15 protein-coding genes are annotated in these 18,277 nt (G+C 42.9%); 7 read left to right on the top strand and 8 right to left on the bottom strand.

The genetic code is table 11. The features are described 5' to 3' along the window. Positions 1-5 precede the first annotated feature (5 nt). From CLV42_RS15450 to CLV42_RS15465, 4 genes are all read right to left on the bottom strand, one after another. Positions 6-3,284: a SusC/RagA family TonB-linked outer membrane protein gene (locus CLV42_RS15450; RefSeq protein ID WP_245901665.1), complete on the bottom strand. Its 3,279-nt coding sequence runs from the start codon at positions 3,282-3,284 to the stop codon at positions 6-8. Between the two features lie 219 nt (positions 3,285-3,503). After that, positions 3,504-4,664: a FecR family protein gene (locus CLV42_RS15455; protein WP_106602816.1), complete on the bottom strand. Its 1,161-nt coding sequence runs from the start codon at positions 4,662-4,664 to the stop codon at positions 3,504-3,506. 80 nt (positions 4,665-4,744) lie between these two features. Continuing rightward, complete coding sequence (locus CLV42_RS15460; RefSeq protein WP_106602817.1) at positions 4,745-5,344, bottom strand: RNA polymerase sigma factor; 600 nt, start codon at positions 5,342-5,344, stop codon at positions 4,745-4,747. A 175-nt stretch (positions 5,345-5,519) separates the two neighbouring features. Further along, positions 5,520-6,497 (bottom strand): lipase family protein, encoded by a 978-nt coding sequence (locus CLV42_RS15465; protein ID WP_106602818.1) that lies wholly within the window; start codon positions 6,495-6,497, stop codon positions 5,520-5,522. 287 nt (positions 6,498-6,784) lie between these two features. Here CLV42_RS15465 and CLV42_RS15470 point away from each other — a divergent pair, with 287 nt between their 5' ends. Together CLV42_RS15470 and CLV42_RS15480 are read left to right on the top strand one after the other, a co-directional pair. Then, positions 6,785-7,324 carry a DinB family protein gene (locus CLV42_RS15470; RefSeq protein WP_106602895.1) on the top strand — a complete coding sequence of 180 codons (540 nt, stop codon included), beginning with the start codon at positions 6,785-6,787 and terminating at the stop codon, positions 7,322-7,324. A 704-nt stretch (positions 7,325-8,028) separates the two neighbouring features. Continuing rightward, positions 8,029-9,456, top strand: a complete 1,428-nt coding sequence (locus CLV42_RS15480) for an alpha-L-fucosidase (protein WP_106602819.1) — start codon at positions 8,029-8,031, stop codon at positions 9,454-9,456. Between the two features lie 81 nt (positions 9,457-9,537). On the opposite strand, the gene CLV42_RS15485 is transcribed toward CLV42_RS15480, so the two are convergent. The 3 genes from CLV42_RS15485 to CLV42_RS15500 all read right to left on the bottom strand — a co-directional run bounded on the left by CLV42_RS15485 (position 9,538) and on the right by CLV42_RS15500 (position 12,337). Beyond that, positions 9,538-11,043 carry a M61 family metallopeptidase gene (locus tag CLV42_RS15485; RefSeq protein WP_106602820.1) on the bottom strand — a complete coding sequence of 502 codons (1,506 nt, stop codon included), beginning with the start codon at positions 11,041-11,043 and terminating at the stop codon, positions 9,538-9,540. A 225-nt stretch (positions 11,044-11,268) separates the two neighbouring features. Beyond that, complete coding sequence (locus tag CLV42_RS15490) at positions 11,269-11,595, bottom strand: hypothetical protein (protein ID WP_106602821.1); 327 nt, start codon at positions 11,593-11,595, stop codon at positions 11,269-11,271. Positions 11,596-12,055: 460 nt separating this feature from the next. Further along, entirely contained in the window at positions 12,056-12,337 is a 282-nt protein-coding gene (locus CLV42_RS15500) for an RNA recognition motif domain-containing protein (protein ID WP_106602823.1), read from the bottom strand. Positions 12,338-12,702: 365 nt separating this feature from the next. Between CLV42_RS15500 and CLV42_RS33940 the strand changes: the two genes are divergently transcribed. Both CLV42_RS33940 and CLV42_RS15505 read left to right on the top strand, forming a co-directional pair. Beyond that, positions 12,703-12,858 (top strand): chryseobasin-related MNIO class RiPP peptide, encoded by a 156-nt coding sequence (locus CLV42_RS33940; RefSeq protein ID WP_170117528.1) that lies wholly within the window; start codon positions 12,703-12,705, stop codon positions 12,856-12,858. 38 nt (positions 12,859-12,896) lie between these two features. Then, on the top strand, positions 12,897-14,021 hold the full coding sequence (locus tag CLV42_RS15505) for a multinuclear nonheme iron-dependent oxidase (protein WP_245901666.1): 1,125 nt from the start codon (positions 12,897-12,899) through the stop codon (positions 14,019-14,021). 54 nt (positions 14,022-14,075) lie between these two features. Here CLV42_RS15505 and CLV42_RS15510 read toward each other — a convergent pair whose 3' ends face one another. Continuing rightward, positions 14,076-14,702 (bottom strand): hypothetical protein, encoded by a 627-nt coding sequence (locus CLV42_RS15510; protein WP_146154391.1) that lies wholly within the window; start codon positions 14,700-14,702, stop codon positions 14,076-14,078. 476 nt (positions 14,703-15,178) lie between these two features. Between CLV42_RS15510 and CLV42_RS15515 the strand changes: the two genes are divergently transcribed. The 3 genes from CLV42_RS15515 to CLV42_RS15525 all read left to right on the top strand — a co-directional run bounded on the left by CLV42_RS15515 (position 15,179) and on the right by CLV42_RS15525 (position 18,178). Further along, positions 15,179-17,572 carry a TonB-dependent receptor gene (locus CLV42_RS15515; RefSeq protein ID WP_211303460.1) on the top strand — a complete coding sequence of 798 codons (2,394 nt, stop codon included), beginning with the start codon at positions 15,179-15,181 and terminating at the stop codon, positions 17,570-17,572. Between the two features lie 74 nt (positions 17,573-17,646). Beyond that, a complete protein-coding gene (locus CLV42_RS15520; RefSeq protein ID WP_106602826.1) occupies positions 17,647-17,829 on the top strand; it encodes a hypothetical protein in 183 nt (60 codons plus the stop codon). Between the two features lie 157 nt (positions 17,830-17,986). Then, positions 17,987-18,178 carry a hypothetical protein gene (locus tag CLV42_RS15525; RefSeq protein WP_146154392.1) on the top strand — a complete coding sequence of 64 codons (192 nt, stop codon included), beginning with the start codon at positions 17,987-17,989 and terminating at the stop codon, positions 18,176-18,178. Positions 18,179-18,277: the final 99 nt, after the last annotated feature.

Below are 18,277 nucleotides of genomic sequence, written 5' to 3' on the forward strand. Positions count from 1 at the left end.
AGACTTTAGAAATTAAGTTGAAGACCAAAGAGCAGCTGTGTAGTAGCCGGATAATAATTCAGGCTGCTGTTGACCCCCGGATACAAGCCATTCACCGGAATAAGATCGGGATCTCCACCGGTAAATTTGGAGAAGGTATACAGGTTCCTGGCCGTAAAGTATACGCGCAGGGTACTGAGATACTTGAACCTTACAGGCTGTGTATATCCCAGGGACACATTATCTATCTTCACGAAACTGCCTGATTCCAGGAAGTAGTCAGACAGGGCTGAACTGGTGGAAGCGCTGGTCAGCTTTGAATATTTGCTGCCGTCATAGGCGGTTGTCAGTACATTGGCGTCTGACTGTGTTGCAGGTGTACCAAGATAGAATGCTACCGTGTTGAATACCTTATATCCAAAGGAGCCACGCAGGAAGATGTTCAGGTCCCAGTGTTTATACGTAAACGTATTTCCCAGGCTGGCAGTGAATTGCGGCAACCCATTGCCTACAAACTGTTTATCATCATTATTGGCTTTATCTGCCGTGATAACTTCTCCTTTTTTATTGTATACCAGCAGTGCACCATTGTCATTTACACCGGCTGATTTCAGTGCATAAAAACTACCAATACGCTTGTCTTCCTGTAAACGTTGCAGGTTACCAGGACTACCCGGCGCGGGCATGCCCACTACATCTATATATTTCTGTCCCTTAAAAAGCTCATTGGAAAAGGAAACGAATTTATTGCTGTTGCTGGCGCCGGCAAAGGAAAGGTTGTAATTGAAGTTCTTTCTCTTTATAACGCTGGCATTCAACTGTAATTCTATACCCGAATTTTTCATAGTACCCACATTGGCGTAGGTCTGACCCTGGATGTTTGGCGGATTTGATACAGCGTAATATCCCAGCAGGTCTTTATTGGTACGGATATAATAGTTCAGGCTACCGGTAATACGGCTATCCAGCACTTCGAAATCCATGCCCAGGTTAAAGTTGAGCGCTTTCTCCCAGTGCAGGTCGTAGTTGGTATTCTGGCTTGGACCCCATACCTGGTAGGTAACACCGTTGAATATATAATATCCGTAGCCGCTATAGGTATCCAGCGACAGATAGTTGTCGAAGTCCTGGTTGCCCGTTTCTCCGTAATCGGCCCTGAGCTTTAGTTCATTCAACCAGGAAATGCCCTGCATGAATTTTTCCTGACTGATTCTCCATGCTGCTGATACCGCCGGGAAATATCCCCATTTGTTATTGCGTCCGAATTTTGAAGAGCCTTCTCTTCTGATGCTGGCAGCCAGGAAATATTTCTGGTCCAGGTCATAGTTCACACGACCAAAGAACGCCACCAGCCTGGAGTCGTTTTTATACGAACCAACATTATTCTGGCCTTCTTCCAGGTTCCACAAACCAGAGCCCAGGTTATTCCAGGTCAGCACGTTAGAAGGGAAGTTTTCATTGGAACCGGACAGGCCGGAGTAGGTAAACTGCTGGAAGGAATAACCACCAAGTAACCTGATAGCATGTTTGTCAAAATTCAGGGAATAGTTGCCAATCCACTCAAAGCTCTTCTGGTCACTCTCGTCATATTTTTGAGAAGCAGTATTTCTACCCGTTCCTCCATTGATAGCCGCTACGTTGGTATTGGTGTTAGGCGTAAAATGCATTTCGCGGAAAACGGAATTCACCTGACCTACAGTGACGATAGTATTCAGGTTCTTCAACAGGTTGATCTTGAAGGACCCATTGATGTCCAGGTATTTGATGTCCTGTTGTGCCAATACCGTTTTGGCTGCCTCCAACGGATTATTGGAAAAGAAGCCTGTTCTGATATAAGCGTATTTGCCTGTACTGTCATAGGGAGACAATGTTGGGTTTAGCGTCAGGGCATAATTGAAGCCTGAATAATCTGCCATATTGGTTTTCGCCATTCTGGGTGCGACATTCAGGTTTACGCTGTACAGACCATTGGCGGAAGTGTGGTTCAAGTTGACACGTGCGCCATATTCTTCCTTGGAAGACCGGTAATCAATACCATTGGCCTTCCGGTAATCGGCAGACGCCATAAAATTGGTGCGGTCTGAGCCACCGGAGAACTGCAGTGTATGTTTCTGTGACAGGGTAGGGTTCCTGCTTACAGTCTTCAGCCAGTCGGTATTACCGCCATGGTCCACTCCCCGGTTATGTGCCAGGAACTCATCCCTTGAAAGCACGGACAATTTATTGGTGATGAAATCCAGTCCCATATAGCCGTCGTAGAACAGACGGGAGTCGCCAGTACCTTTCTTGGTGGTGATAACGATTACACCATTGCTACCACGTGTACCGTATATAGCGGAAGCAGCACCACCTTTCAACACATCGATGGACTCAATATCGTTCTGGTTCAGGTTATCTATATTCCCACCAGGAACGCCATTAATGACATACAAAGGTCCAAGTCCTGCGTTACGGGAGGAAACACCACGTAACTGTACACTGGGAGTAGAGTTAGGATCCGCTGCGGCGCTGTTGGCGATGGTTAGACCAGCCACTTTACCCTGCATGGACATCAATGCACCGTTACCACCTACTGATAACAGCTCTTTGGATGAGAGATGGGTAATGGCGCTGGACACTTCTTTCTTGTTCAGGGTACCATAACCAACACTTATCACATTCACGCCACCCAGGGTTGTGCCTGCAGCAGAAAGGGCTACAGTGACCTGGTTCCTGTTACCTACGGCAATAGATCTTTCAGTATACCCGATATATGAAACTAATATCGTAATATTAGCTGCTGCATGTTGCAGGGTAAATTCACCTTTATCGTTGGTAATGGCGCCATTGGATGTACCTTTTATGGCAACCGTAGCCCCGACCAATGGAACGCCGTCTTCGTCAGTTACTTTGCCCCGCAGAAGAAAACTGGCAGGCGCCGTTGTATCAGCCTGCTGCGGCCGGTGGGTGGCTTCAATCAGCACCACTTTGTCGCGGATATGGTAAGTAACCGGTAAGCCCTTTAAACTTTCGTTCAGGGCGGTGGAGAGCGAAGCATCCTTAATATCTATGCTGATAACCGTGGATTTATCCAATACAGTTTCATTCCATAGAAAAGAATAGTCTGTGCGGGCCTCAATATACCTGAATACTTTTTCAAGTGTGATCCTTTTGGATGATATGGTCAGGTTTTGAGAATAGCCGGTGGCACATACATGCAATGAGCCGAAAAGAAGCAGAACAGCAGTAATTCTCATAATCAATAGCAGTTTGGCAGGCAAACGCCTTCCCCTGGCAGCTACTTTGCCGCAAGCGAGTAGTTCCATACTTTTGTGAAAGTGGATTTAAAAGTTAAACAGTCAATTCAAGCAATCTTGGTTGGATAACGGAAAGTCCATTCACGCGGGTCCTGACGGCAATCGGGATCCGCTTTTTATTGTTCTCCGTCCGCTGGATAAAAAGTTGGCTAATACATCATACGTGGTTCGGTTTAATTGTGGAAAAAATATATTCGTGGAAATGTAACCCTACGGACAATATTGATCCTAAGGCAGTATTGTTATCGTTCTATCGCTTATATTATAGTGTACCCCATTTGTCCCTAAAAATTCCATTACTATTGATAAATTAACGTCCCTGTGAAGAGAACCTCCGATATGGATGTCAGGGATCGCTCCCTTATAAACTATGTCTACATCGTACCATCTGGATATCTGGCGCATCAGGTCTGCAAAATTCGTATTGTCAAAAGACAGCCTGCCTCTTGTCCAGGCAATGATCTGGTCAGTATCTACAGTTTTGGAAGACAGGCGCCCGTTGTTTCTTTCCATACGAGCCTGCTGACCCGGCTTCAGTACCATTTCCTGCATAGCCGTGCGGAGCTTTACAGCGCCCTCCAGCAGTGTGGTTCTGGCATTATCTTCATCACTGTAGTCAGTCACGTTAAACTGTGTACCCAGTACTACTACTTCTGATTTGTTAAGTTGTATCACAAACGGCATTTCTGCAGTTTGGGCCACCTCCAGGAAAGCCTCACCAGATATCTCCACCCTTCTTTCCCTACCTGTGAATACAGTAGGAAACCTGATACTGCTGCCAGCATTCAGCAATACCTGTGTGCCGTCGGATAGTACCAGTTTGAACTGTCGTCCCCGTGGGGTGGTCACCATATTATATACGGGTGTTGCATTTCTTACAATACCGTTCTTATGATAATTGAGTCGTCCTTCTTCTTTCAACAGACGGGCATTGCCCTCTTGTGCCAGCACGCCATTGGAGGAGCTGTCCAATAGTATCTGGCTGCCGTTGGCGAGAGTCAGTACTGCGCCATTCTTTCCGGGTGGTGCATCAAAATCTGCGGCTGCTGTTACATTGATCGGTACAGGCTTATTACGCTGCTGCAGTGAAATGTTCACCAGCAGCAGGATCACTGCCGCTGCTGCAGTTGCTGCCGCCGCTTTCCACCAGCCGAATACCCGTTTTTTCTTTTCCAGTCTGTCTTCCAGCAAGGTAAACACAGCCGAAGGATCATAGTCCTTTGAATGAACGGCATAAGCCGGATCCTGGAATGTTTCATCCAGCCATTGGTCTATGACTTCCGGATAGGTACCTTCATCGATGTATGCATACAGCTTTTCCAGTTCTCCATCCTGCAGGGTATCATCCCGGTATCGTTTCAGTAACTGTTCAAATTCAGCCTTGTTCATTGTATTTTATCACAGGACATGCCCGTTCTTTGTAATAGACGGATGAGCAGGAAAAAGGAAAACATGGTTTTAAAAAAAAATTAGAAAAAAGTACGTCCCAGGTGTAGTAGTGCCAGGATCAATAGGCTATCAGTCTCTTTTATGAGTAATTTCCTCAATATCAGCAAGGCACGCACCATATAGGTTTTGGAGGAAAGGGGGGATATTTCCAGGCGCCCGGCAATTTCTTTATGGCTAAGCCCTTCCAGCTGGCTGAGTGTGAATACCTGCTGTAGTTTCAGTGGCAGGCTGCTGATAGCCGTTTTCATTTTTTCTGCTAATTGTTTTTCCTCCAGTATTTCCTGTGGAGAAATCCCTTTACTGGAAAAATATTGTTGCAGGAACTCCCGGTTGGATTCCCGGAATATAGTGGTTCTCAGCTGGTCGCGCACCAGATTGCGTGCGATTGTATATAAATAACTGTCAAAATTTCTGACGGCGGGCAACTTTTGCCGGTGATCCCAGATCTTTAGAAAAATATCCTGGGTCAGATCTTTAGCCTGCTCCGGAGATTTTGTCAGGTGCAGGCAGGCGCCGAATACCTGGTTCCAATAAGTTTCAAACAAGTACTGATAGGCCTGCCTGTCGCCATCCGCCACAAGCCGCAACAATTCCTTATCTATGTTATTATTATTGTCCAATAGTTAGCACCCGAAAATAAGGCACTATATAGGGCTTTTTTTTGCATTTGGCAAGTGGTGGGGAATTTTCAAGGCCGGTCTATGGAGATCAGCCTTGAAAATTCTTTTGAAACTTTTATGTTGGTGGCTTGTAAAACAAGTCGCCTCTTTTTATTGATATCTTCAAGCGATCTGTTTAAACGGCTTGTATCACTGGTTGCTGTGTCAGCAGCTTTACACCGAGATAGTTTGCGTAATTGAACAGCTGATGCTGGATACCTCCTTGTTTAAACCAGTCGTCGACCGGGTAAACCTCGGTATTAAAGGTTGTGTAGTTATTTTGTGGTTGTTGGTAGTCATACAGGTAGAATACGCCTGCAAGCAGTTGAATAGCTTCCTTCAGTGTCATTGATAGGCCTTCAAAATTAACTGGAACAGCAGAAGCCTCTGGGCTCGGGTCATACAGATTGGCTACTATATTATACATCCCGTAAAAAACCGGAAAATTGGGGACAACATCATTCAGACTCTGATAGTGCCATGCGTTTGCTAAAGGCAGTTTGCCATCCAGGTCATTGGCAAAATCGCTGTTTCCCGCAGCAGGCGCTGCAAAGGTGATAAGGGAAATATTGTCGGCAGGCTTTTGCAGCTGCTGAAGGGTATGTACGTAAAATGACGTATATACATTCGCCATATTTCCCCCCAGGCTATGTCCTGCAATAATCAGTTGTTTACCATTCCCAACCGTATTTTTTAACAGATATTCATGTATGTGCAAGCCAGAGCCCAATGAGTCCTGCATATACATCATATTACCGAAGGCAAGATAGGCGCCAGTGCTGATAAGGGGCTTTGGTGTACTGGCATAAGGCCAGTTTGCCATTGTTACTACACCCATATCTTCCAGTACCCAGTTAGCAAAAACATCCCAGTCACTAAAAACGCCGGGAGTAACTGATCCGCGGATGATGAGTGCATAATTGTTTCCGGTAGTGTCTACTGCAATAAATGCGTAGTTAGCGTCGAGCGTCGGGATGCCATTCCAGACGATTTTCCAGCCCGGCACAAGTTTTCCAATGTCTGAAACCGGGTGAGGAGCAGTAGCAACAGAACAAAGTTGTACAGCAATTTTTGCATTTGCAGGTTGATTGCTGTTAGATGTGGTAGTTCCCATAGTTATGGTTTTTTGGAGATGAAAAATGGGGATTAAAAAAGGTTTTCTACGTGGTCTGATGGTTACTTCGAGAACTGAAGTTAATGAGTTTATAAATATGGCGAATGAAATGTGTCATTATTAACAATTTATGTGGGAACCAAACACAGCAGCGTTGGGCGTTTTCGGAGCGGGATAAAAGTTGGTATATGCTGAATGTTTCTCCAGCAGGAAGATGGAACAACAGCATAACAGATGTTCATTATATAAATTATATTTGCTGCAACTTCAACCCTAAAAACTCACTTATGTACAGACTTATTCTGCTACTTAGCTGTTTAGGCTTTCAACAAGCCATTGCGCAGGTGAAAGAAACCAAAGCACCCGCTACCCTGAAATCTGTCTTATTAGCGCAGTTTAAAACCACCTGGAATCAGCAGGAGTGGTTTGTACCAGTTGCCAAAGCAATAGAAGGCATTACAGCCGAACAGGCCTCGTGGAAACCTTCAGATTCCAGTCATTCCGTTGGTGAACTGGCGTATCATCTGCTGTTCTGGAATAAACGGCTGCTCAATGATTTTAACGGAAAAGACAAGGGGACATTCAGCGGAAACAATAATGAGACTTTCGATGCTTTTACAGAAGCTTCGTGGAATGCTACCGTTGAGCAATTGAGTCAGGTGATGGAAGGTTGGGAAAAGGCGATTGCAGCAGCTGATGATGCAAAGCTACAGGAATGGTATGGCAATATTGCGAATATGAATGTGCATAACGCGTATCATACGGGGCAGATCCTTTATATCCGGAAACAGGCGGGGAACTGGAATGCGGAGAAAGGCGTTAAGTAGATCGCATTTATATAAGTGTTTAATTGCTGTAGATTGTATGGGTACCCTGGCAGCCGACCTGTGAGAATATGGTGCTGGATTTTTCCCGGTGTATTATCAGCAAGCTACCTGAACGGGTGGAACTCTGCAGTCTGAAGTTGTATGAGACAGATACTTCTTATGCTGAGTGGTATGCCAGCGATAATATGGCGACAATCTGATCTTACTTTTACTTGAATTTCCCCCTTTTTTTACCGTCTGCGAGAACTGCAAGCAAATACCACCTAATGATCTTCTTTTAGTTTATATAAACCTTAAAATGTATTTCATTCTGATGTTTTGTTAAAAAACAATCAGCCTTTGTGAAAATTGAATATTTAATATCATGGATTTATCCATAATTTGAACGCCAATAGTCCACGTTTTTTTTGAAATGTTATGCTAACGTTTGCATAAATAAACGTCAACTCACAAACCCGGGAAATTTTTCAGCGCATTACGATTGAAAGAAGAGAAAGAAAAGCAGGAATAACCAGCAGCAAGGGCGCGTATAATTCGTTTACGGCAGTATTTAATTGGTTCAGTAGGGCCACTATCTTGATGTGATCATTAAAGATATTGCACTACTGCAGGGAATGCTTTGTTCTCCTGGCAACCGGTGTATCAGTATGTAACAGAGAAAAAATTCTGAGTAACCTATATTAATCAATCGTAGAAAATTTAAAATGAAAAAACTTGCTATCCTTTTATTCACACTTTCCCTGACACCCATGCTGCTTACTGCTCAGCAGGACGCCGGCCATGACAGGAAAATGCAATGGTGGCGCGAAGCGCGTTTTGGTATGTTTATCCATTGGGGTGTATATGCTGTTCCTGCCGGTACGTACAAGGGCCAGCGCATCAACCGCATTGGCGAATGGATCATGAACCGGGGTAAAATACCGGTGGCCGATTACCAGGATTTTGCCAGACAGTTCAATCCTGTAAAATATGATCCCGATGCATGGGTAAGAATGGCAAAAGACGCGGGTATGAAATACATTGTCATTACCGCCAAACATCATGATGGATTTGCCATGTTTGATTCAAAGGCCAGTACCTGGGATATTGCGGATGCTACCCCTTATCATAAAGACCTTTTGAAGCCATTAGCTGAAGCCTGCCGTAAGTACGGTATCAAACTCGGTTTTTATTATTCACAGGCACAGGACTGGAATAACCCCGGTGGTGCAGCTTCTCGCAAGATAACATCAGAAGGCTGGGCCAATCCTGATTCGGCCCGCATTGATGCATACACAGCCGCCAACAATGGACACTGGGATCCTGCTCAGACAACTAAAACAATGTCGCAATACATCAATGAGGTAGCAGTACCGCAGGTAAAGGAACTGTTGACCAATTATGGTGATGTGGCTGTTCTCTGGTGGGATACGCCTACTAACATGACCGATGAATATGCAGAAAAGTTCAATGAACTTTTGAAGCTGCAACCCAATATCATCACCAATGACCGCCTCAAACGGCCTAATTATCCCGGTGATTACAAAACGCCCGAACAAAGAATACCCAGCCTCGGCGAACTGGATGGAAAGGACTGGGAAACCTGTATGACGATGAATGAAACCTGGGGATACAAGAGTTATGCAAACAATTGGAAGAGCCCTGAAACCCTGGTGCGTAACCTGGTGGATATTGCGTCCAAGGGTGGTAATTATTTGTTGAATGTAGGTCCTAAGGCGGACGGTACTTTCCCACAGGAGAGCGTTGATCTGCTCAAACAGGTAGGCGACTGGATGAAGGTGAACGGCGATGCTATCTATGATACCAAAGCCAGTCCCTTTGGTTTGTTTGCCTGGGGACGTTGTACACAAAAAGAGAACGCTGACAATACAACGCTTTACTTCTCAGTATTTGAATGGCCGAAAGATGGAAAGCTGGTGATACCAGGTTTAAAGAATAAAGTGACGTCGGCTAAATTGGTGGCCAACAATAAAACATTGAAAACAAACGCCAACGGTGAAGGGCTGGCTATCGAGGTACCTGCCAACGCACTGGATAAGATTGCTACGGTGATAAAAGTGGAAGTAAAGGGAAGGGTAGAAAGTACATTGCCACAGCAGAAGGAAAAGATGAAGGCAGGAGCGATTGACTAGCCTATTCTTCAGCGTCTTTGTATTAGTTATACCAATTTATCCTGCCGGAGATTTATTTCCGGCAGGATAAAGATTATGTGCTTATCGCAACCAATCTCTCAATATACTTTGCTGCAATGCATTCATAGACTTTCTTCTGGTAATCGCAAAACTGCCGTCCTTAACAGCTATATCCAGGCCTGCATAGCCGAAATACTTCTTATAATCAGGCATTTTGACCGTGTTAGCATAGTCAAAGCATTCTGCCAACGATACGCCAGCAACACGTTCAGCAACAGATCGAAATTCGGCTTCGGTAAAGCCTCTTTTCTTATCCTGGTAATATTCCCGGTATAGCGCACGCATTACATCATCAAGAGAGTGCTTATTACGTGTTTCGTGACGGATCTTCAGGTCCAGTAATGCACCCAGCACAGGGCCTTTCTCATAATAGGAAATGCTACTGTCGCCGGCGCCGAACGGTCCGTCGCTCCATGTATTATAGCTGGCATCTGCGAGTGATTGGATAAGGCGGCCGGGTTTGGATTCGTAGGACCGGATGTTATCCTGTAGTTCCTTTAAGACATCATCCGGCGTTGTAAGCCCTGCCCGGCGGAGGATGATATATTCGTAGTAAACGGTAAAACCCTCAGATACCCATAATAGACGGGTCTTGCTGCCATGATCATAGTCGAAGGGTCCCAGTTCTATGGGGCGGATACGTTTCACGTTGTAATGATGGAAATATTCATGTGCGAGAAAATTGTATATACCGATCTTTCCTTCCCTGTTATTTAAATTGCTGCCGGTAAAAGAAACGGTGGTAGAGTTTAAATGCTCAATACCTCCCATGCCAGGCCCGATGCCTAGAAAGGTATAATTGTCATAGGGGATATCACCGATAATGTCAGCAGCAGTGCTGACAATCTTTTGCAGGTCTTTCATGAAAGCAGCTCTATCAAATTCCCGGGGGCGGTAGGCTATAAAATAATGTGGTTTACCCTGCACGTCAAAAGAAGGGAATGTTTCCAGTTTTCCCATCAGGATCGGGCTATCATAAAGTACATCAAAATCAGACGCTATATAGGTATACTGTTGATCAGGCAATTGCTTCAGACCTGTTGCAACGTTCCAGCCATTTATTGGCTTTACTACAAGGGTGACCGGTTGTTCAATATGCGCTTTGAGGTGCATGAACATTCCTGCAGGAGAAATATACCCCTTGTCTGCCTCCAGGTAATTGGATGCTACAAATGATTTTGTAGAGAGCACATCATATTGCAGATGGAATATGTCAGCCGACTTATTGTATATCCACCAACTATTCTTGTCAGCTTTTTTCCAGGATAAAGTGTTCCCCTTAGCATCTGTTGCACGTATGTTACACACCGAGGAAGCGTAATACATCAGCTGATAATAACCAGGTGTCCATTCGGGCATTGAAAATTGCAGAGAATCAGCAGAAAACCCCTTACAGGTTAATTCAACATGAAAGTATGAGGTGTCTGATAGCACCGGGCTAACGGTGTAGGTCATTTCCTGCGCTAAGACGAAATTCTTCTTTACCAGGAAAAGGAGGCAGAGGATAGCTGTTCGTTTAAGGTGCATAATAGGTGTTTATTTGACAATTTATGAATTGTCGATGACATTACCTATGTGCTCATTGTTGTTCTTTGAACTGGTAGTAGAGAGGCTTTGGGTAGTATACCGGCAAAGTATAACCGGACGGGGTATGGTATATGGGAGAATGTAGGTTGATAATAATGCTCCCGTGCCGATCTTTAGACGGACAATATGCTTATTTTTTGACGATGGTATATAGGATGATCTTTGTCAAGATGTATGCAATGTGTGGCGATTAAATGTGTTGGTTCGTTGTAAAAATTCCTGAAGATATTGACTGATCATATACGTAAGTTTTTTATGAAACCAGTCAAGTGTTGGCAGATGTCTGTTTATCGAAATATACTCAAGTGCTTTTCCCTCCAGACTTTGTTTTAGCTTATCCACATATTTCTGTAGCCACAATTGGAATGTATTCTCATTTTTTTGCCTGTCTACGTCTTTAATTGAAAATAAGAATTCCGTATAGATTGAGTTGACAGAGGCAAGTGCTGTCACGTCAAAATTATTTAGCAGATTTTCTTCTTGGTTATACATATACTTCGATTTTTATTTATGTAAAGATTGGTATTTCTCAAAGTGGATGCAACATTTACCTAACTGGCAGATATCATTATTATTGGGATAAGGTAGGTGTGACATAAACGGGGAATGTGATCTTATTAAATGCATAGGTTATTCCAGGACCCACAGCGGACTAGCTCTATTTTCACCATATAACATGATCTCATCACCATTCATTTCGAGTCTAAATAAACTTTCGTTTGCAATTTGTTTTGATGCCTGCAAATAAAAGACCCCATCTAACATGTGAATAACAATCGGAATATTAGCGCGACGATCTAAGAAAAGGGAGCTGTTCAGAAATCTGAATTTATGTTGTCCTGTTTTTTCATAATAGGACCTGCTATATAACTTTTCATATATGTCACTTATTGTCATAGCTCGATATTGCGGTTATGGGTAAAGGGGGTATTTACCCCTTTACCTCAAAAAATTACCAACGGTTATTATGGGATGACCTATCATTTTTTTCTTCCCGAGGTTTGGCTTTATTAGCAGTTATTGCTTTGCCGTCAAGGGAAGATCCGTTCATTTCCTGAATGGCTTTTTCTGCCTCCGTATCATTGGGCATTGTGACAAAACCAAATCCTTTGCTGCGATTCGTGTATTTGTCGATGATTACATTTACCGAACTTACAACTCCGAATTTGGAAAATTGTTTTTTTAAATCCTCGCCTAAAACAGTAGGACTTAGATTAGATACATAAATATCCATGTCTTGAAATTTATTTTGAAAACTAATTGATTGAGGTAACGCAGGTGGTAAAAAAAAGGCTGGAAAGGAAACTTGCTTACTAAGTGCGGGTAGACTCAAACATTTAACCTTACTGAAGGTATGCATTATTATTCAGTCTGCCTAAATTAATTCTTTGAGCTATTGTTAGGGCCGGTAATTTCTCACAGTATAAAACAAAGAGAGGATACAAGGAGGACCGGTTAAATGTTAATAAATCGTCAGGTTCCCTGTAACCTTTTTGGGGCTGCATCGTTTAACAGTTGACAATTCCCAAGACCTATAATTGATTAGTAGCCGTAGCCGGGACAATAACCTATTTCCTCATTCATCTAAAAACCAAAAGAATGAAGCTATCAAAATCTCTACTAAGCGCCATCCTGATTGGCATTGCCATTCAAACAACTGTCGTTTCCTGTGGAAAGGGCGACCAACCAAAACCGAAAGAAAAGCCCAAGCAGAATCAACCGCTGGACAACTGCCCAGCCTGTGGTATGGGTTGATAACTAAAATCTGACATTTACGCTGTAATTTCAAAAAGGTGCCTAAAGTATTATCAGCCGTCGCCTGTAATCTGGATGCGAACATTCTCGCCGCATGTTTGCCTTTGATGGAGGAGTCCAGGATAGAAGCCATAGAGTGGTCTTTTGATGCATTATATAAGGTGAAAGAAGTACCAGCCTGGTTCCGGGAGCTACTGACAACCTTCAGCAATGAAAAGCGGCTCATCGGTCATGGCGTCTTCTTTTCCCTTTTTTCAGGTAAGTGGTTACCTGAGCAGGAGAACTGGTTAAAGCACCTGGAGCAGACGGCCGCTGAGTTCCAGTTTGATCACATCACGGAACACTTCGGATTCATGACTGGCAAGGACTTTCACCGTGGAGCTCCCCTGAATATTCCTTATACTACCGCTACTCTCAATATTGGCAGGGACAGACTGAAACGGATTTACGAAGCCTGTAAACGACCGGTAGGTTTAGAGAACCTGGCCTTTTCCTATTCATTGGATGAAGTAAAACGGCATGGCGCCTTTTTGGAACAGCTACTTGAGCCGGTAAACGGATTCATTATTCTTGATCTCCACAATCTTTACTGCCAGCTTCAGAATTTTAATATCTCATTTGATGAGATGATTGCATTGTACCCATTAGATAGAGTCCGCGAGATCCATATCTCCGGTGGCAGCTGGGATGATTCTGCTGCGGCCCCTGATCGTAGTATAAGAAGGGATACACATGATGATACAGTCCCTCCTGAGGTGTTTCAGTTGCTTGAAATGACCATAGCACGATGTCCGCATCTTAAATATGTCGTGCTGGAGCAACTGGGTAATGGATTGGTAACAGAAGAAAGCAAACGTTGCTTTTATGATGATTTTTTGCAGATGGAGGAGATTGTTCGTAAGAACAGTGATGAAAACGATGCTGATTCCTCCGATCCCTTTCTTCCTCTATCATCTTTATTAACAGGTACTGCTGTCGAAGATATGACCCTGTATCAACAGCAGCTGGAACTTTCTGCTATCTTGGAATCGTCTGCTTCTTATACAGAGGCTATGCATGCGCTTAGGCAGTCCTCCCTGGCTAATTCCGATTGGAGAATAGAGCAATGGGAGCCGTATATGATTGAAACGGCTGTTAAGATTGCGCAGAAGTGGAAGAAGTAGCGAGCGCCATAGAAAGATAGCAGACAGCACGCAAATACGGATAAGTAAAACTATTTACAAGCCTTCCTTTTTTGTCAGTACTACGCTATAGTCCAGTCTCCAACCCGATATTGAACTGTTCTCCGGCGAAGGATACAGCTTGAACTTTTCGGTATAGTTTTTATGAGTTAACTCAAAATTTTTCCTGCCTTTAAAGTCAGGTGGCAGACAGTGAAAATATTTAGTAGTCAAAAAGTTCATTATCTCCATCCCGGATGTATCAACCAGTTCCGCGTCGATAATCCACTGACCATGTAACCTGAATACCCTTCCCTGCTTGTCGGCAGAAAAATACAGCGCCCCGGATATCGAACCAGTGGACAAGGTAACACTATAATAGTCGTCCAGCGACAAGCAATCTGTAATCGTCGGAAAATGCCTGTCGTATTTCCCATTTGGATCATAGCGATAGGAAAAAGTTGTATCGAGCTTTTTTACGTTTTCTCCAATTGTTAATAAGGGTTTGCCTTTATATTGTAAGCAAACAGGATCCGTGTAAGCAGCTGTTGTGTCAAAACCTTCTGTTAAAAATATACTGTCCAAAAGGGTAAGTGTTGCCTTTGGGCTGTCGGCTTGTTTGCTGGTATGGCTGCCGGTACATGAAACTGCCAGCATACAGATTGCGATTAATAACTTTTTCATTAAAATGGGTTGCTCATTTAGAAATGTGGCTAAACGCTCAAATATACACAACTCATATAAAATGTTGCAGTGAACGGTTCCTGTATTATCGGTACTTCGCGAAGCACCTGGTACTTATGCCACCTATCTGTGGTGAGCTGAGTTATTTTAAGCTAAATTGATCGTCTGTGCCCTGAGAGCTTACCCCCTCGTTTTAACTCGTATTAAAAAAATAAACTCACTATTAACGTTTGTTGATTAGCATATACACAGACTTTTAAGCAACTTCCTAATATTACCGCTGCCTGGAATCCGGAACAGCATCGGCGCCGAAAGATTATCTCCTGGAAAACAAGCTTCATCGAAATACTACCCCCTCCTCGTCGAAAAACCGCCTATACTCATCGAAGTCGTTTCCTATTCATGGGAATGTTTTAGAAATTCAGTTCAGATAAGGATAACTGCTTCAAATGACATGGTCATTACAAACTTTACTTATGAAAATTGTCGTCTTTTTTTTAGTGGGTATGTTTTTTGTTTTAGGGGCTAGCGCCCAGGCAGTTTCTGTTGGAGGAAGAATTATTGATGAAAGCGGGCAGCCGGTGGCGTTTGCTTCTGTTGCTGTACTAAAAGGTTCTTCGATCATTGGTCAAAAAATTTCGGCTGAAGATGGCAGCTTTAAGTTAATGATTGACAGTGCCGGCCGGTATGAAATAAAAATCAGACATGCTTCATACGCAGCGTTTTCGAAGGAAATACAATTGCAGGCCTCACTGGATTCAGAAGTACTTGTTTTAAAGAAAAGTGAGAAACAATTACGCGAAGTAACAGTAACGGCCAGTAAACCATTTGTAACGAGAAAGATAGACCGGGTTGTAATGAATGTGCAGGACAATGCCATCGCGACAGGGAAATCTTCTATGGATCTATTCCGCCTGGCCCCGGGTGTCTTCGTAAATAACGGCAATATCTCTATTAATGGCGTATGGGGAACCCGCGTGATGGTGAATGGAAGAATGCTTAATCTGAGAGGAGATGATTTAAAGAACTACCTGGCGAATTTAAAATCGAACGATATTAAATCCATAGAGATTATTGCGCATCCTCCGGCAGAGTATGATGCAGAAGGTAGTGGAGGTATTATTAATATCGTATTGAAGAAAAATCTGAATAGTGGTCTGAATGGTTATGTAGGTGCAGATTATTCCATTGGAGTGGGAAAATACCCTGCCTATCAGCCTTATCTGAGTCTGAATTACAGAAAGAAGAAAGTGGGACTAAGTGGAAGTTATTCTTACGGATGGGAGAAGAATTTTCAGGATATTACCCAGGATAGGAGTTTTACCGATAATGGACAGTATCATGCCGTTACATCATCCACCGGGTGGCGAAATTCAAATAACGTAAAACTGGGTGTCACCTATGATATCAGCAATAAGGAATACCTTGCTATTGACTATACCGGTCAGTTTGGGTGGTACAAGGACACCAGCCGCTCAGTAACAACTATAAACTACCCTGTTCAGCAGAATAATACCCTTTCTGATGGGATATTCCCTTCTCTTACAAAAACGAAGTTTTCGAATATAGGCCTGAACTATGGTATCACTACAGATTCTCTGGGGTCTAAATTTACCCTTGTATCAGACTACACCTATAACGATAGAAATGGGATAAGTGGAACCTATAGCAAGACATTTGATTTCAACAAGACGTTGATTGCAGACACCGTTTTTAATTTTCTGTACCCCAGTATTGCGAAAATATTTACGGCAGATGTTAAGTATAACAAAGTATTTAAGCGGGGAATGGCACTGTCTTTCGGGGGAAAGGCTACTGTTACTGATATTGATAATGATAACGGTTATGAAAATTACAAAAACGGTGAATGGGGGCATATTCCGGGGCTTGGATTCAACTATAAATACAGTGAGAAGATATATGCGGGCTTTGTGAATTTTAGTGGAAGCGCAGCAGGTATGGAGTATAAAATCGGACTACGAGGTGAAAATAGTGATATAACAGGCACCCTAACGGGTGGTGGGCAGGATACCATTGTAAAACGGAATTATTTTAATCTTTTTCCCTCAATCTTTTTAAAGAAGAATCTTAATAAGGATGAAAGCAATGCCATTACGCTTTCTTATAACAGGCGAATTAAGCGGCCTTCCTACTTTGAGTTAAACCCATATAAATATTTTATTGACAACTATACTATACAAACAGGTAATCCCTTTTTGAACCCGCAATTCACTAATGCTGTTGAGCTGGGCTATACATTTAAGAGTCAGTATTATATCGGCTTAAGCTATTCTCATACAAAAGATGTAATTAACCAGGTCATTGAGAATGATCCCGCGCTTAAGCAGATGACAATATTGCGGAAGAATACAGGCAGTAATACTGTCTATACCAGCACATTCAGCATTCCTGTCAGAATAACTGAATGGTGGAATACCAGTAATAATCTATTGCTAACCTACACAGAATCCAAAGCTCCTGAGTTTTCTATTAAGGAAGGATCATTGGTATTGCAAACAGAGCAGGATATCAGTCTTACAAATGGATTTGGTATAAATCTGAATGGATTTTATACACCGAAGGTGGTTACCGGTAATATCGTTACAGGACGTATCGCAAGTGTCGATTTAGGCATACAGAAGAAACTCCTGAAAAATAAGCTCACCATAAAAGCATCTATAAGCGATATTTTTTACACTAATAACTTCAAGGCCACCAGCTATTATAATGAATCAGTTATCAGAATAAGACAGAAGGAACAAAGTCGCATCATTTCAATTTCATCGGTGTACAATTTCAATCTGGGGAAAGCCTTTAAATCAAAAGAGATAAAAAGTAGCAATGCTGATGAGAAAAGCAGGCTAAAATAAAATATTGGTTGCAACAATATGGGGATGCCGAAAACCATTACAAAGAGTAGGCGCAACTTTTCAAATTTAACACTATGTCTACAGAAAAAAAATCAGCAGTTGAAAAAGCTCTTGAGTTTGAAAAATTGAGTGAAAATGAAGCAGGCCAGTTAGCAGGTGGATTTTCCGATGCTATTGCCGAAAGTGACTCCGATGATGGTGGATTTGAAATTAATATTTCAAAATGCCATTGTACTTCTACACCTGAAACAACCTGAGGCCAGTTTTGATCAGGTAGAAGTTCTTCATTCAAAAGCGACAAGAAATAGCAATGCTGAAAAGAAAAGCAGGCTAAACTGAAATGCTTGTTGCAGCAATATGGGGATGCCGAAAACCATTGCAAAGAGTAGGCGCAAATTTCAAAAAATTAACGTTATGTCTACAGAAAAAAAATCAAGCCTTGAGAAAGCTGCTAAATCACTCGATGTTGAAAAACTGAGCGAAAATGAAGCCGGTCAGTTAGCTGGTGGGTTTTCAGACGCATTGGATGCTGAAAGCCTTAGCTCAGGTGATATTAATATCTCAAAATGCCATTGTACTACTAACCCTACGAAACCCACAGAATAAATATCTATGGCGTGAAGCCGTTAGTATAAATTTCTGCAAGGCATTCCTTACACTTAATAAATGAATAGCCTGTCGGATTAAAAAAGGGCGGGCTATTCA

The sequence above is a fragment of the Chitinophaga ginsengisoli genome, from assembly GCF_003014595.1.
Lineage (GTDB): Bacteria > Bacteroidota > Bacteroidia > Chitinophagales > Chitinophagaceae > Chitinophaga > Chitinophaga ginsengisoli.

Excerpts from the sequence above, each read along its gene's own strand:
- CLV42_RS15485 (WP_106602820.1), bottom strand. The coding sequence starts at position 11,043 with ATGCACCTTAAACGAACAGCTATCCTCTGCCTCCTTTTCCTGGTAAAG.
- CLV42_RS33940 (WP_170117528.1), top strand. The coding sequence starts at position 12,703 with ATGAAGCTATCAAAATCTCTACTAAGCGCCATCCTGATTGGCATTGCC.
- CLV42_RS15455 (WP_106602816.1), bottom strand. The coding sequence starts at position 4,664 with ATGAACAAGGCTGAATTTGAACAGTTACTGAAACGATACCGGGATGAT.
- CLV42_RS15470 (WP_106602895.1), top strand. The coding sequence starts at position 6,785 with ATGTACAGACTTATTCTGCTACTTAGCTGTTTAGGCTTTCAACAAGCC.
- CLV42_RS15450 (WP_245901665.1), bottom strand. The coding sequence starts at position 3,284 with ATGGAACTACTCGCTTGCGGCAAAGTAGCTGCCAGGGGAAGGCGTTTG.
- CLV42_RS15515 (WP_211303460.1), top strand. The coding sequence starts at position 15,179 with ATGAAAATTGTCGTCTTTTTTTTAGTGGGTATGTTTTTTGTTTTAGGG.
- CLV42_RS15480 (WP_106602819.1), top strand. The coding sequence starts at position 8,029 with ATGAAAAAACTTGCTATCCTTTTATTCACACTTTCCCTGACACCCATG.
- CLV42_RS15465 (WP_106602818.1), bottom strand. The coding sequence starts at position 6,497 with ATGGGAACTACCACATCTAACAGCAATCAACCTGCAAATGCAAAAATT.
- CLV42_RS15525 (WP_146154392.1), top strand. The coding sequence starts at position 17,987 with ATGTCTACAGAAAAAAAATCAAGCCTTGAGAAAGCTGCTAAATCACTC.
- CLV42_RS15510 (WP_146154391.1), bottom strand. The coding sequence starts at position 14,702 with ATGAAAAAGTTATTAATCGCAATCTGTATGCTGGCAGTTTCATGTACC.
- CLV42_RS15500 (WP_106602823.1), bottom strand. The coding sequence starts at position 12,337 with ATGGATATTTATGTATCTAATCTAAGTCCTACTGTTTTAGGCGAGGAT.
- CLV42_RS15490 (WP_106602821.1), bottom strand. The coding sequence starts at position 11,595 with ATGTATAACCAAGAAGAAAATCTGCTAAATAATTTTGACGTGACAGCA.
- CLV42_RS15520 (WP_106602826.1), top strand. The coding sequence starts at position 17,647 with ATGTCTACAGAAAAAAAATCAGCAGTTGAAAAAGCTCTTGAGTTTGAA.